General features: G+C 61.7%; 15 protein-coding genes. 7 read left to right on the top strand and 8 right to left on the bottom strand.

Annotation, left to right across the window (positions count from 1 at the left end; all coding sequences use genetic code 11):
* The 4 genes from DC522_RS36150 to DC522_RS34975 all read right to left on the bottom strand — a co-directional run.
* On the bottom strand, nucleotides 1–110 hold a 110-nt coding region (locus tag DC522_RS36150), incomplete at its 3' end, for a flavodoxin domain-containing protein (RefSeq protein ID WP_371680222.1).
* 12 nt (nucleotides 111–122) lie between these two features.
* Complete coding sequence (locus tag DC522_RS21955; protein WP_116530757.1) at nucleotides 123–1,502, bottom strand: FAD-containing oxidoreductase; 1,380 nt, start codon at nucleotides 1,500–1,502, stop codon at nucleotides 123–125.
* Between the two features lie 110 nt (nucleotides 1,503–1,612).
* Nucleotides 1,613–2,299, bottom strand: coding sequence for a VOC family protein (locus DC522_RS21960; RefSeq protein WP_116530758.1), 687 nt, complete (start codon nucleotides 2,297–2,299; stop codon nucleotides 1,613–1,615).
* Nucleotides 2,300–2,338: 39 nt separating this feature from the next.
* Nucleotides 2,339–2,572, bottom strand: a complete 234-nt coding sequence (locus tag DC522_RS34975) for a hypothetical protein (RefSeq protein WP_165820245.1) — start codon at nucleotides 2,570–2,572, stop codon at nucleotides 2,339–2,341.
* A gap of 392 nt (nucleotides 2,573–2,964) precedes the next feature.
* On the opposite strand from DC522_RS34975, the gene DC522_RS21970 reads away from it, so the two are divergent.
* The 3 genes from DC522_RS21970 to DC522_RS21980 all read left to right on the top strand — a co-directional run bounded on the left by DC522_RS21970 (nucleotide 2,965) and on the right by DC522_RS21980 (nucleotide 7,272).
* On the top strand, nucleotides 2,965–3,861 hold the full coding sequence (locus DC522_RS21970) for a helix-turn-helix domain-containing protein (RefSeq protein ID WP_116530759.1): 897 nt from the start codon (nucleotides 2,965–2,967) through the stop codon (nucleotides 3,859–3,861).
* A 281-nt stretch (nucleotides 3,862–4,142) separates the two neighbouring features.
* Nucleotides 4,143–5,834, top strand: a complete 1,692-nt coding sequence (locus DC522_RS21975) for an FAD-dependent oxidoreductase (RefSeq protein ID WP_116530760.1) — start codon at nucleotides 4,143–4,145, stop codon at nucleotides 5,832–5,834.
* 130 nt (nucleotides 5,835–5,964) lie between these two features.
* Complete coding sequence (locus DC522_RS21980) at nucleotides 5,965–7,272, top strand: family 1 glycosylhydrolase (protein ID WP_116530761.1); 1,308 nt, start codon at nucleotides 5,965–5,967, stop codon at nucleotides 7,270–7,272.
* Nucleotides 7,273–7,329: 57 nt separating this feature from the next.
* Here the strand turns inward: DC522_RS21980 and DC522_RS21985 are convergent, their stop codons facing one another.
* The 4 genes from DC522_RS21985 to DC522_RS22000 are packed head-to-tail and all read right to left on the bottom strand — an operon-like array spanning nucleotide 7,330 to nucleotide 10,757.
* The gene (locus DC522_RS21985; RefSeq protein WP_116530762.1) at nucleotides 7,330–8,298 is read right to left on the bottom strand and encodes a CoA transferase subunit A; all 969 of its coding nucleotides are present in this window, start codon (nucleotides 8,296–8,298) and stop codon (nucleotides 7,330–7,332) included.
* Nucleotides 8,273–9,040 (bottom strand): CoA-transferase subunit beta, encoded by a 768-nt coding sequence (locus DC522_RS21990; RefSeq protein ID WP_116530763.1) that lies wholly within the window; start codon nucleotides 9,038–9,040, stop codon nucleotides 8,273–8,275. The genes DC522_RS21985 and DC522_RS21990 overlap by 26 nt, the downstream gene beginning before the upstream one ends.
* Nucleotides 9,033–9,965 (bottom strand): CoA transferase subunit A, encoded by a 933-nt coding sequence (locus tag DC522_RS21995; protein WP_116530764.1) that lies wholly within the window; start codon nucleotides 9,963–9,965, stop codon nucleotides 9,033–9,035. Before DC522_RS21995 ends, DC522_RS21990 begins: the two co-directional genes overlap by 8 nt.
* Nucleotides 9,966–9,992: 27 nt before the next feature.
* Nucleotides 9,993–10,757: an ATP-binding cassette domain-containing protein gene (locus DC522_RS22000; RefSeq protein WP_116530765.1), complete on the bottom strand. Its 765-nt coding sequence runs from the start codon at nucleotides 10,755–10,757 to the stop codon at nucleotides 9,993–9,995.
* An 87-nt stretch (nucleotides 10,758–10,844) separates the two neighbouring features.
* Between DC522_RS22000 and DC522_RS34980 the strand changes: the two genes are divergently transcribed.
* From DC522_RS34980 to DC522_RS22015, 4 genes are all read left to right on the top strand, one after another.
* Entirely contained in the window at nucleotides 10,845–11,018 is a 174-nt protein-coding gene (locus DC522_RS34980; protein ID WP_165820247.1) for a hypothetical protein, read from the top strand.
* A 46-nt stretch (nucleotides 11,019–11,064) separates the two neighbouring features.
* Nucleotides 11,065–12,165, top strand: a complete 1,101-nt coding sequence (locus tag DC522_RS22005; protein WP_116530766.1) for a LacI family DNA-binding transcriptional regulator — start codon at nucleotides 11,065–11,067, stop codon at nucleotides 12,163–12,165.
* Between the two features lie 223 nt (nucleotides 12,166–12,388).
* The gene (locus DC522_RS22010; protein WP_165820248.1) at nucleotides 12,389–13,345 is read left to right on the top strand and encodes a sugar ABC transporter substrate-binding protein; all 957 of its coding nucleotides are present in this window, start codon (nucleotides 12,389–12,391) and stop codon (nucleotides 13,343–13,345) included.
* 85 nt (nucleotides 13,346–13,430) lie between these two features.
* Nucleotides 13,431–14,420, top strand: coding sequence for an ABC transporter permease (locus tag DC522_RS22015; RefSeq protein WP_165820249.1), 990 nt, complete (start codon nucleotides 13,431–13,433; stop codon nucleotides 14,418–14,420).
* Nucleotides 14,421–14,451 lie beyond the last annotated feature (31 nt).

The raw sequence follows: 14,451 nt of genomic DNA on the forward strand, positions 1-14,451 counted from the left end.
TTGAGGGCGACCTCGGTGCCCGGCACCGCGCGCGCGCCTTCCGCAATGGCCTGCGCCATCGTCTCGATGTGACCGTAGGACGAGTAATAGACGACCAAGATCTTGGTCATGGGAAGCTTCCATCATTCGACAGGTTTGAGATCGCCGAGCACGGTCGGGATCAACTCCGAGACGGTGGGGTGGACCGGCACCGCCCATTGCAGCGTCGGATAGGCTGCTCCGGCATTCATCATATTGAGGATGCCGTGGATGACCTCGTCGCCGGTCACGCCGAGAACGGCAGCGCCGAGGATCTGTTTGCTGTCCGCATCGGCGACGATCTTGATGAAGCCCTTGGTCTCGCCTCGCTCGATGGCACGTCCGACCCGCGTCATCGGGCGCTTGGACACAAGCACCTTTCGGCCTGACTTGAGCGCCTCGGCCTCGGTCATGCCGACACGTCCGAGCGGCGGATCGATGTAGAGCGCATAGCCGAGCACACGTTCGCTCACCCGGCGTTCGGCGCCGTCGAGAAGATTGGCGGCCACAATCTCGTAGTCGTTGTAGGCCGTATGGGTAAAGGCTCCGCGGCCGTTGCAGTCGCCCAGGGCCCAGATGCCGGGGACATTGGTGGCCAGCCTGTCATCCACCTCGATGTAGCCCCGGGCATCGACCGCGACCCCAGCATTGTCGAGGCCGAGATCGTCCGTGTTAGGCCGGCGCCCCACTGCCAGCAGCACATGCGAACCGACCACGACCGGCGCCCCGGACGTGCAATCGACGTCGACCGCCACACCGTCCGAATGCGGCTTGAACCCAATGCACATGGCGCTGGTGCGGACTGTGATCCCCTCATCGGCGAGGATCTCCCGGACCGTCTCGGACACGTCCTCGTCCTCGCGGGCGATCAGCCGCGGCGCCATCTCGACGACCGTGACCTCCGCGCCGAAACGGCGATACATCTGAGCGAACTCCAACCCGATATAGCTGCCGCCGATCACAACCAGGTGCCGCGGGACGGTATCGAGCTTGAGGATCGAGGTGTTGGTGAGATAGTCGACCATGCCGACACCCGGCATGTCGGGCACGCTCGCGCGGCCGCCGACATTGATGAAGATGCGGGGTGCCGCCAGCAGGCTCTCGCCCACCCGGACGACATCCGGACCCTCGAATCGGGCGTGCCCTTCGATGACTGTCAGGCCGTCCATGCCGCGCAGCCACTTTTCGACATTCGTGCGGGCATTCGTCGAGACGGTATCGGCCCGGGCTTTGATCCGCTTCATGTCGATCCTGACCGGAGCCTCGATCGCGATCCCGTACTCGGTGCCTCGCCGGGCCAGATGGGCCGCGTAGGCGCTGGCGACCAGCGTCTTGGTCGGCATGCAGCCGGTGTTAACGCAGGTGCCGCCGAACAGGTTGCGCTCGACGAGCGCGACCTTCATTCCGGCGGTGGTCAGACGCCCGGCCAGGGACGGTCCGGCCTGTCCGGCCCCGATGACGATGGCGTCGAAGAACTGGTTCATGATACGCTCCCGCGATGAGTGCCGCGCCGAGGATCGCAGCGGCGTCCTTCAGCAGGCCGGCACGCCGATCCTTTCCGAAAGCCAAAGCGAGTAGACCACCGGGCCACTGTTCATGACGGCAGCGGCTTGCCCGTTTGCTCCCGGACGATGTACTCGGCGTACCAGTCCGGCCAGCCCTCATCATGGTGGCCGATCCGCTTCTCGTGCTCGCCGTGCGCGGCCGCCGCACGGCGGAGCGCAGCCGCGAGCTCGGTCGACGAGGTGAAGGTCGTATCGGTCGCCTCCACGCGTCCGGGCAAGCGCTCGGTGACCTCCTGCAACAGCCAGCCGTTGCCGTCCGGATCGCTGAACGAGGCATACGAGCGGTAGCTGCGGTGCTCCGGATCCGGACCGCTCACCCGCAGCCGCCCGAATAGGTAGGGCTCGTCCGTGCCAGCGTACACGTCGCCGGCGTGGAACACCTCGCCGATCCCGACGCCGCGACGGAGCAGCTCGTCGCGGGCGGCCTCGATGTCGGAGACGATGAGGTACAGTCCCTGGGCGGAGCCGGGGGCCGCCGCCGTCACGTTCTTGCCGAAGATGACCGAGCACCCGGAGCCGGGCGGCGTGAACTGAATCACGCGATAGTCGTCACCGGCGGCGAAGTCGGCGTCGAGCCGCCAACCGAGGTTGCTGTAAAAGTCCTTGGCGCGATCGACGTCCGCAACAGGGATGACGACGACCTCGAACTTCATGTCGACTGCCCGCGCGCTCGTGGTCTGGGTTGCGGTTTCGCTGAGGACCTGAGTACTGTTCATGTCGAGCTCCTTGGAATTCAGCTTGCGCGGGAGACATGTTCACTCCCTGAGCACATGCCCGAGCCAAAACGGGCGATGACCTCGCACCGCAGGTGTCCATCGCGGCAGATGCCTGATCGGGCTCTGTGCCAGAGGCAGCGGCTTGGGGCGCATTTTTCCTGCCGCCGCAGGAGAAAATACCGCCTGTTGCCGACTCGGCGTTAGCGCGCGATTGCCGAAATCGGCCGCCAATTGCGGAATTTTGCGGTTCGCGCCGAGGAGCTGGAACTTCAAGCGACTCCGTTCGTGGACCTAAACTAGAGCATCGCTATGCGCGGAAAACCGGGTCCACTTTTCGCTGACGCGGCCCTTCGGGTCACTGGCGTGGCCCTTCGGGTCGCTGACGCGGACCTCCGGTTCCGCACGATGCGCTAAGAGAAATTTACCATCGCAGCTTGAGCCTCTGCATTAGCCCGCTGGGGCGGCTCGGAAGCTCCCAGGGAGTGTTGGCCCTTGAACGCGGTGCGGAGTGGTGCCGTTTATTTGATTACATCCGTTCGGGAAATCCCGGAGACAAGACCTGCCCAAGGGCGTACGATTGGTCCGTGAATCACCGAAATGCGTGGGTAGCGGGTAAAGCAGCTCGACGAGTATTGCGTGGCTTTCCAGGAAACAGGGAGGCACACATGGGCCCGGATGATGCTGTCGACCTCAGGTTCCACAACCGCCAGCAGTGTGAGAGCTTGCGGCTGGACCACCACTGGGACGCCTTGGCGGCCGAACACATCGTCCTGCTGCGCCCCAAGCCGCACGACTTCAGTCTCCACAGCAGCCGCCACTACCTCGTGCTGCTGAACGCCAGCTGCAGGGACGGGGAAATGATCGTGGATGACCTGCCGCGCTCCACCTTGAGGGACGCCCGGGGCAAGCTGATCTTCGTCCCGGCCGGCTACCGTCTGCGGGGATGGGTGCAACCGGCAGCAGGCTCCATGACCTTCACGGCCGCCTACATCGATCCGTCGGTGTGCACCTGGCCCGATGACGGTATCGATCAGCTGGTCCCGATGCTGTTCTTCGAGCATCCATTTCTGGCGCAGATGATGCTGCAGCTCGACCGGATCCTGGCGCAACCGGAGATGTACTCGCGCATGTATGTGGAGTCGTTCGCGGTGGTTCTGCTGTCGGAGATCATGCACAGTCAGGCGATTGACCTGCCGCGGAGCCGCCGCGCCGAGCGGCGGCCCCGGGTGAGGGGAGGGCTGGCGAGCTGGCAGTGCAAGGCCGTGTGCGACTACATCGAGGCAAACCTCCACCAAGACATTTCCCTGGCCCAGCTGGCGGCGATCGCCCGGCTCAGCCCGTACCACTTCTGCCGGGCGTTCAAGGAAGCCGTCGGCGAGCCGCCGCACCGCTATCAGATGGCCCGCCGCATCGAGCAGGCCAAGACGCTGCTGGCCAAGCCGGCGCTGTCCGTCAGCGATGTTGCCGCCACGGTCGGCTACGGCAGCCTGAGCCGATTCTCGGCGCTGTTCCGGCAGGTCACCGGCCGCTCGCCCCGGGATTACCGGCGGCAGATGAGCTAGCGCATCGTGCTTAAAAAGTGGACTCGGTTTTCCGCTTTCGACGATGCGCTGCTCTATGGAGGGAGCATCGGATCAAGCCCAAAAGTGCAAGTCCACTTTTGGTCCGAGGCTCTAGAGCATCGTGCGGAACAGTGGATCCGGTTTTCGCTGACGCGGACCTCCGGTTCCGCTCGCAACGATGCTCTCATTGAAGGAGAAAGCATCGGATGGATCCCAAAAGTGCAAATCCACTTTTGGGTCCGATGCTGTAGAGCTTGGCTCCCGATTGGACGAGGCCCATCATGGCTGCCGCAGGACCTTCGATCGTCGAAACCCGCCGGGAGCAGGCGTTTCCCATCCTTGAGCAGGCCGAGATCGATCGGTTGCGCCGGTTTGGCGAGGTCCGCCGCTACCGGTCGGGCGAGACCCTGGTTCGAATCGGGGAGGTCGGGCGCGGCCTCGCGGTGATCCTGGCCGGCCGGGTGGAGATCACCCAGCACGCTTGTGATCAGCGCTATTTGATCACGACGTATGAGGCCGGGGCGTTCATGGGCGAGATCGCCCAACTCTCGGGTCGGCCCGCCTTGGTGGAGGCCACGGCTACCGAGCCGGTGGAGGCCCTGATCATCCCGCCCGAGAAGCTGCGGGCCGTGCTGATCGCGGAGGCGGAACTCGGCGAGCGAATCATGCGTGCCTTGATCCTGCGCCGCATGGGACTGCTGGAGCGGGGTGTCGGAGGACCAGTGATCGTCGGGCCGACGGACCACGGCGACGTGCTGCGTCTGAGTGGGTTCCTGTCGCGGAACGCTCACCCGCACCAGAGCCTCGATCCAGATACCGATCCGGAGGCGCGGGCCATCGTCGAGCGGTTCGGCGTCGATCCCGGCGAGTTGCCGATCGTCCTGTGCCCGGACGGGCGGCTGCTTCGCAACCCAAGCGAGGCCGAGTTGGCCCGCTACCTTGGACTGGTGGGGCCGCTCGATCCGGACCGGGTCTATGACGTGGCCGTCGTAGGTGCGGGGCCCGCTGGTCTGGCCACCGCGGTGTATGCGGCCTCGGAGGGGCTCTCGGTCCTGGTGCTCGACTGCCGGACCTTTGGTGGGCAGGCGGGCGCCTCCATGCGGATCGAGAACTATCTTGGCTTTCCGACCGGCATTACCGGCATGGCCCTGATGGCCCGCGCCTACACGCAGGCGCAGAAGTTCGGAGCCGAGATGGCGATGCCGGACGAGGCCGTCGGCATCGAAGGCGAAGATACCTTGGGAGGCGGCTCCTACGTGTTGAGCCTGCTCAATAACGAGCGGGTTCGCGCCCGGTCGGTCGTGATCGCCACGGGAGCCCGCTACCGGCGGCTTGAGGTGCCTGACTTGGAACGGTTCGAGGGCGCGTGCGTGCATTATTGGGCTTCGCCTTTGGAAGGGAAGCTCTGCACCGGACAGGAGGTTGCCCTCGTCGGCGGCGGCAATTCGGCGGGTCAGGCAGCGGTCTACCTTGCCGGCCGGGTGGCGAAGGTGTGGCTGCTCGTTCGGGGGCGGGATCTTGGGGCGAGCATGTCGCGCTATCTCGTCGATCGGATCGAAGGCCTTCCCAATGTGGAAATCATCACCGAGGCCCAGATCACCGGCCTTGAGGGGCAGCCCGGCCGGTTGGAGGCGGTCCGCTGGCGCTTGGCGTCGGGCGAGGAGGTCCGCCGTCCGATCCGCCACCTGTTCCTGTTCATCGGAGCCTCTCCCAACACGCAATGGCTGGACTCGGCGCGTGTGGCGCTGGACCCGAAGGGCTTCGTTCTGACCGGGGGCGATGTGGCTCCCGGCCGGCGCTCTTTGGAGACGAGCCTCGATGGCGTCTTCGCCATTGGGGACGTCCGCTCCGGCTCCGTGAAGCGCGTGGCCGCGGCGGTAGGCGAGGGGGCGCAGGTGGTGGCCCAACTCCACTCGTTTCTGGCAAAGGACTCCGTTCTGGCGAGAGCCCGGCGCGAGCCCCTGTCGCAATAGGCGGTTGCTGTTCAGCGTCGTCGCTACGGTGTCGATCAGCCTGTTCACGGACAAACAGGTTTTGACCGACCAAGCCGTGAAGATCAAATTGTATCGAGTTCGAAATCGAATAGGGCACAGGTGACCGAACATGACCGCTTCAACGTTTCTGTTCGCGACCGGGATCGAAAACAGCTATCCCACCATCAACGGCGGCCGCACCCGCATCGACGAGATGGAAAAGTGCGGCCACTACAAGAACTGGCGGACGGACTTCGACCTGCTCGACGAGGTCGGCATCCGCTATCTCCGCTACGGCCCGCCCATCCACACGACGTGGCTGGGGGAGGGGCGCTATGACTGGAGCTTCTCGGATCTCACCTTTGGCGAACTCCATCGTCGCAATATAGTGCCGATCGTTGACCTGTGCCATTTCGGGGTTCCAGATTGGATCGGCGACTTCCAGAACCCCGACTTTCCAGAGCTCTTCGCCGGGTATGCGCAGGCTTTCGCCGAGCGCTTTCCCTGGGTCCAGTTCTACACGCCGGTGAACGAGATGTTCGTCTGCGCCGTGTTCTCGGCGGCCTATGGCTGGTGGAACGAGCAGCTGTCGAGCGATCAGGCCTTCGTCACCGCCCTGAAACACATCGTCAAGGCGAATGTGCTGGCCATGGGGACGATCCTCGACGTCCGCGCCGACGCCATCTTCATCCAGAGCGAGTCCTCGGAGCACTTCCACCCCGACTGCCCGAATGCGATCCCGTTCGCCGAGTTCTACAACGCCCGCCGCTTTCTCCCGCTCGACCTCAACTACAGCCGGCGGGTGGACTCGGACATGTTCGTCTATCTCATGGACAACGGCATGAGCCGGGCGGAATACGAGTTCTTCATGCGGGCCAACCTCAAGCGCCACTGCGTCATGGGCAACGACTACTACGTGACCAACGAGCACCTCGTCTCGGCCAACGGGCACACCAGCACCTCCGACGAAGTCTTCGGCTATGCCGAGATCACCCGACAGTACCACGACCGCTACATGCTGCCGGTCATGCACACGGAGACGAACGTCAAAGAAGGCCCGCGCGGCGACGAGGCGGTCAAGTGGCTCTGGAAGGAGTGGTCCAACGTCCTGCGGGTGCGCAACTCCGGTGTCCCGATGGTGGGATTCACGTGGTACTCGCTCACCGATCAGGTCGACTGGGACACCGCCCTGCGGGAGGAGAACGGCACCGTCAACCCGCTCGGCCTGTATGACCTGGACCGCAACATCCGGGCGGTCGGGCGGACGTACAAACAGCTGATCCACGACTGGTGCCAGGTCCTGCCGGCCCAGAGCATCTGTCTGCAGCTGCCAATCACGGAGCCACATGACTTCGACGAGCCGTTCGCTCAACGTGCGCGGAAGTCCATGAAGTGGATCTGCGAGAGAACGCCGAGCGAGCCTCTCATGCCCAGCTAGAGCATCGTGCGGAAAACCGGGACCACTTTCTAAGCACGAGGCGCTAGTACGGGTTGTTTATTGGCGAGTGAGCCTTTTTGTGCTGATCTCCATCAGACGTTTCATGCCAATAAACTTGAGATAGTCATAGTGATCAGCGGGCGATCTTACGTAGTCGCCGAGCCATCTCTCGAAGCCTGCCGCTGTTGCGGAAGCAGTGATATAGCGATCGAGATGCTCCTGGTCATGCGTGTATCGGCCGTCGCAGCTGCAAGGGTGTGCCCCATACGGTGTCTCAACGACACACGTAACCTCCAAACTTGATAAAATCGTATTGGCAGGGCGGCTCTTGATAGCTTCGGCGCTGACGATCTGTTCCACGGAAACAATGACCGTCCTGGCTGACTTGGCAATCAGGATGTCCGAGGAGCTGAGATGCAAGCCCTCCTGATCCAACTGAACATTACCCTCCTCATCAGCCGTATGCCCATGGATGATTGCAACATCTGGACGTATAGCCTCGACGGCCATCCACGGCTCGTCGGTGAAGACATCTGTGACGGGCCTCAGATGGGGGTTCTTCGCAAGACGGTCGCGTCCAGGTTCCATTTTCAACGGAAGATAGGGAGCTCCCATCGAGGCTGCATGGAACCGGCCCACCGCAGTCTTCTCAGAATGGTCAATGATCTGAATCGATCCGCTCTTGTTTGCGCGACGGTAGTTTTGCGCGACGCCGAGTTCACCCATTCCGACATCGGCCGTTTCGACGGTCTCGACGCATCCAGCTCCAACAAGCATGTCGACATCGATGCTGTTGTTCACTCCGGCGATGTGAAGCCGCCTTCGACCCTGCCGGATGACTTCGCGCACGAGTGCCATTGGACGACCTCGCGTCGCGTGGCCTCCAATTGCGACAAGATCGCCATCCTTGATCAAGGCAACAGCCTCGGATGGCGTCAGGACTTTACCTCTTCCAGTCGACATTTTGATCTTCCGCTCGCTCTGCTTCGGCGCGTGTGTCCTAAGGATGCTTGACGTAGACCCCATCCGGATCGATCTGCGTTCGAAGCAAGTGAAGCTGCTCGCAGCTGGGAGGGGGCGCTTCTTTGATGGACGGCGCCTCGGAAATCTCGAAGCTGATGTTCTCCTTGATCCTGTCTGGCGTTATGCTCGGGAAGCACTGCTCGATCTGCATCTTCTTCGTCACGGGGTCAAATCCCAGAATGCCGAGGTCCGTAATGACACGCACAGGTCCGGCACCTGGAAGTCCCGCGGCCTCACGGGCTCCTGGACCGGTGAGAAAGCCAGGTGTCGTGAGATAATTCAGCTTCTCCACGAAGCGCTTGCGATCCACGCGGCAAATAACAACGAACCGCTTGGCCATGCTTGCGATATCGTTGGCGCCACCGCTGCCCGGCAGGCGCACCTTGGGCCGCCGATAGGGTCCAATGGCGGTCGAGTTGAGGTTCCCGTACCGGTCGATCTCGGCGGTCCCAAGAAACCCGATATCGACCTTTCCCTGTTGCAGAAGGCTCAATGCGTAGAAGGTGCCTGCGATCTTGGTCGAACCGTAGGCAAGACGGTAATCGCCGACGCCGCTCGCCAATTCGATGGGAGCCGGATCGATGATGCCCGACTCGAAGACGAGATTGACACGCGGAGCATGCGTGGCCTTCGCCAGATAAGCCGCCACCATGGGAAGTCCGGTGCCGATGAAGGCGGTCTCTCCGTCCCCGATTTCCTGCGACGCGGCTACAGCCATGTATTCGTCAGGGCTGATCTCAGGCATCGGTCTTTTCCTTGCTAAGATAGCCAAGATGCGGGTCCACCCGAAGGCTCAGGAGCTTTCGCGCTCCGACCGTATCCAGATAGCTCCAGTGGTCCGACATCCTGAAAACCCAGCGGTCGAGCCATTTCGCAGTGTCCTCCGGCGAACGGGAGGCATGGTAATATTCCGCCAGATGCTCGCTGTCGTGCTCATAATATCCGTAGACGCCGGTGGGATGAGCGCCATACGGAACGTGCACGATCATGTCGACCATCAAACCGGGGATGATCGTGAGCGATGGCTGCTCCCGGATCACATCCGTGTCGACAATCTCTTCAACCGTTACAATGACGGTCCTCGCGGCCCTGGCCTGCTCTTCCACGACAGAGGTCGTGCCAAAGAGCTGCACGTTTCCGTGTTTGTCCGCACGCGCCGCATGAATGATGGCGAAGTCAGGCTGAAGAGGGGATACGACGGTGACATTGCCGTTCCCGAACGGCGAGGGGAGAAACCGGGCCTTCTCCCCAGGTTCCTCGAATCCTGGCTGGTTGAGAATATCGGTACCGGCCATTGCCTTCAGCGGCATGAAGGGGAGGCCGAGCCCGCTTGCCATCAGGCGCATCACCATGCCGAAATGGCTGTGATCCTCAACCTCGATCGTTCCATTCTCGACGCCTTCGGAGAAGCGCCGGCAGCGGCCATATCCCTCAAACATGAAGTTCGAGAAGTAGGCGCGTTTCAGAACGCCCGCCGCGGCCAGAAATTCCGCGACCCAGCATTCGGCAACGCCCATGAGCGTGAGGTCCTTACGCCCGGCCTTGATGAGCCCGCGGAAAAAGGCGAGGGGCTGATGTGAGTGCGCGAACCCTCCTCCGGTGAGGGAAGCTCCGTCAGGAACAGTGCTGATCGCCTCTTCGAGAGAGACGATTTTGGAATGTGTCGCCATTGTCGAGATACCTGACCCCTTGTGAGCTTAGGCGGCTTCGATCCATTGCTGCCGCGCGCCCGTGATCAGCGAGACGATATCGTCGCCGGAGGCTGCGGATGTAGGAACGTCGCCTACCTTCGTGCCTTGCCTGAGAACCACGACACGCTGGCTCATCTCCTTGACCATGGGCATGTTGTGGGTGATCAGGACGATGGAGACACCCTCCGCCTGAAGCTGACGAACCGCATCCATCGCACGCTTCGTCTCCTGTACACCCAGTGCAGCGGTGGGTTCGTCAAGCAGGACGAGGCCGCTGCGCCACAGCTTGGTGCGGGCAATGGCCACGGCCTGACGCTGACCGCCGCTCAGGCCTGCAACATTCGCGTTGGGATGGGGGGTGTTGATTGAAAGGCCGCTCAGCGCGACCGCTGCCTTGTCTCTCATAACCCTCTTGTTGAGAAAGGAAAACGGTCCGAGTTTGCGGATCTCCTCGCGGCCGAGAAAGATATTCTCTGCAACATTCAGGTTATTGCAGAGCCCGAGGTCCTGGTACACGGTCTCGATGCCCAGGGAGCGAGCAACGTCAGTCGATGAGATCGAAACATCTTTTCCATTGAATTTGATCGTTCCTGAAGACGGACGGATCGCTCCCGAGAGAATCTTGACGAGGGTGCTTTTGCCGGCGCCGTTATCGCCGACGAGGGCAATCGTCTCGCCCGCTCGGATGGTCAGATCGACGCCGCGGAGCGCCTGGACGGCCCCATAGTTCTTCTTGATGTCGGAAGCTTCGAGCAGAACCGGTCGTGTCATCGTGCCGCCTCCATGCCAAAATCTTTCCGACAGCAAGAAACGTGACTGTGTACCGTTCGCATTCGGCAACCCTCCCAATACGATTTCTTGCCTGAGCCCGTCGTCGGCGGGCAGGCCTTGTTCGCGATGCCGCTCGAAAACGGCCGTGTCGAGCCCACAACAGGGCTTGAGACGCTGGCAATTGAAAAACGTTTTTCAAAAAACGTTTCATTTTTTACATATACAATCGGTGGCGACCCCGTCAATATGGAGTCTCGTTGATCATCGGGTTCTTTGTGGTCGTGAATGACCAACGGGAAATGACGAAATGAGAGACAAGAAGCGTGTCACGATCAAAGATGTGGCGCAGGAGACAGGTCTCGCTCTGTCTACAGTGTCCAACGCTTTGGCGGGCAAGACCAATGTGAGCGACGAGACGCGAGCTCTCGTGCGGGCGGCTGCTGAAAAGCTCGGCTACAGAGCCTCCGTTGTCGCACGCGCGCTGCGAATGCAGAGAAGCTTTACTATTGGCGTTCTCATTGCAGACGTTTCAAACCCGTCTTCCGCAGATTTCGTGCGGGGCGTAGAGGATGTGGTCCTCCGCGAGAAATGCACACTCCTGCTTTGCAATACGGATGGAGATGAGGAGAAGCAGCTTTCGCATATGCATACGCTGATCGACCGGCAGGTCGACGGAATGGTCCTCATTTCCCAGCATTGCACATCGGCTAAGGTGCGCGAGCTTCTGGACGCCTCTGTTCCGTTCGTGTTGGTTCAGCGGCGCAGCGCAAGACACAAGGACAATTACGTCGGATCCGACAACTGCAAGGGTCTGAGCCAAGCCATTCATTATGCTTATTCGCTCGGTCACCGGCGGATTGCCTTCGTACAGGGGCCAGACGACTCGAGTGCTGCGAGGGAGCGTCTCGAGACCTTCCTCACGACGGCGGACAGACTGAAGCTGAAGGTCGAACAGGACCTGATTTATCGTGGCGATTACACCTTCGACGGCGGTGTCGCGGCGGGGCGATACTTCTGTGCGATGCGCCGGCGCCCGACCTGCGTTCTGGCCAGCAGCGACATCAATGCTCTCGGGATCATCCAATCTGCCCTGGACGCGGACCTAACCGTGCCGAGCGACCTCTCGGTCATTGGTCTAGATGATATATCATTGGCGTCATTCCGGCGAATCGATTTGACAACGATCCAGCTGCAAAAGCGGGACATAGGCGTTGCAGCCGCGGAACTGTTGATGAGACAGATCCGGCAGCCTTCGTCACGCCCGCAGCAGATCGTCCTTCCGACAAAGCTGATCATACGAGGGTCGGTTGTGGCGCCAGCCGGGAAGCCCATCGGCAAGGCGAGGAAACCAGCCGCACAAGCTTTGGCACTTGTGAGGACGGCCTCGCCCGCCGCCTCCGCCGAATAATCTCACCAGCGCCTTCTAACAGAATGCCGCATGAGCGGTGTTGACGAAGCCGGGTTGCTGTGCTTTTTTATCGAAACGTTTTTTAAAAAACGTTTTTAAAAGAGCCCCCGCCAGCCAGCATCAGCAGGGGGCCGCTGCGGCCTCAGGGCTACCACTGAGTCCGGTGCGGTCAGGGCACAGAATGCGGGATCACGACGTCTCGTCGCATAGAAGGGAGGACACCATGAAGAAAATGATTGTGGCGCTCGCTGCGTCGATCATGACAATAGCTTTGGCGCCCGCCGGTGAGGCGCAGGAGCGTCTCAAGGTCGGCGGCATCATCTATGCTCGCGACTCCCAGTACTGGCAGCAGGTCGAGCGTGGCATGAACGATGCCGCCAAGAAGCTCGGGGTCGACTTGCAGATTGGCCTGAACCGCAGGCAGCTGGCGACCGAGGGGCAACTCATCGAAGACTTCGCGACCCGCGGTGTCAACATCATCGTCATGCCGCCGTTGGACACGCAGGCCTCGGCCGCTGCTGCGCAGCGGGCGAAGAGCCGCAACATCATGATCGTGGACTACGATACCCGCCTTGTGGACGAATCCATCTCGAGCCACACCGTCGGTGTCGATAGCCGGCAGCTTGCGGGCGAGGTCGGCAAGCAAATGCGCAAGCTGATCGATGCCAAGTCGGGCGCGGCAACCACAGTCGGACTGATCACTCTTCCCCCGACGAACCCGAACATGCAGGCCCGCCGGAGTGGTGTCGTCTCTGCCCTGGAAGGCGGAAACGTGACATACGTGGCCGAAGTGGCTGCGGCAACGCCGGAACAGGGGGCCAACGCCTTTGAGAACATCCTGCAGCGCAATCCGGCAACCGAGATGATCTGGGTCTCCAACTCCGGTGCTCTGTCCGGCGCTGCTGCCGCAGCTCGCCGCTCGAATGCCAAGGCAAAGCTCTATGGGATCGACATGAGCCAAGAATTGGCGCAGATGCTGCTGGATCCCTCGAGCACCCTGCAGGCCGTTTCCGATCAGCAGCCCTACTTGATCGGCTACACTGCCGTGGAGACGGCCGCGAAGTCCTTCCGTGGCGAGAAGCTGCCGCGTCATATCAATGTGCCGGCGCGCCTGTACACCCGCGATGATCCGAAGGCGGTCAACGAGTACCTGGACTTCGTGAAGTCGCTCTCGAACTGAAGATGCTTCGGTACTCTCACCGGATGCAGAACCTGCATCCGGTGCTGTCCCAGAAGACGATGCGTGGGTTGATAGAATGAGCAATATGGCAACAGACGTCTCAGTGACGACACAGCAGGCCAATCGTCATAAACTTGACTTGAGCTCATGGCGGGCGGAGATCGGCGTTGCGATTGCTCTCGCTTTCCTGGTCGCGGTCTTCAGCTTCACGGCGCCGAACTTCTTTAGCGCCGAAAATTTCGTCACGCTGATGCAGCAGACCTCGGTGATCGCCATCATTGCTGTCGGCATGACGATGGTCATTATTGCAGGCGAGATCGACTTGTCTGTCGGCGCCATGGTTGGTCTGTCGGGAACGCTGTTCGCGCTGCTGGTCGTGCAGGCCGGCCTACCCATGTCCGTCGCCTGTTTGGCGGTTCTTGCACTGGCGGCCCTCGTCGGCTGCTTCACCGGAATGCTGCGCGTCGTCTGGGCCATTCCAACGTTCATCACGACGCTCGGACTATTGTCCGCGCTGCGGGGAACCGCATTCTATATCAGCGAGGGTCTTACCATCGGTCCCTTGCCATCCTCACTCGCATTCGTTTGGTACGGACATGTGCTTGGGCTTCCCGTGCCGGTTTGGGCAATGCTCATCGTTATCGCGACCGGCTGGATCGTCCTGACCCAGACCCGCTTCGGCAGGCATATTTACGCTGTTGGCGGAAATGCCGTCACCGCGTCCCGGTATGGCGTCCGCGTGGGGAGCCTGAGGATCGCCGTGCTGGTCATCGTCCAGCTTCTCGCCGCTCTGGCCGGAATGATGCTCGTGGGTCGGTTGAATGCCGGCAGTGCGACAGTCGGTGAATTGATGGAGCTCGACGTCATTGCGGCGGTCATCGTCGGCGGCACAAGCCTGAACGGCGGAGCGGGCCGCATCATCGGAACGATCCTCGGTGTGTTCTTCGTCGCTGTCCTGCGAAACGGGATGGTTCTCAATGGCCTTGATCCGATCATCTTCCTCATCGCCCAGGGGCTGGTGATCATCCTCGCCGTATGGTGGAGCATGCTGCGGCGCCAGCAGGCAGCAGGGTAGCGGAAGGCGGGTTACGTGCAGCGCAGTGCAA

The sequence above is a fragment of the Microvirga sp. KLBC 81 genome, assembly GCF_003075415.1.
Classification (GTDB): Bacteria; Pseudomonadota; Alphaproteobacteria; order Rhizobiales; family Beijerinckiaceae; genus Microvirga.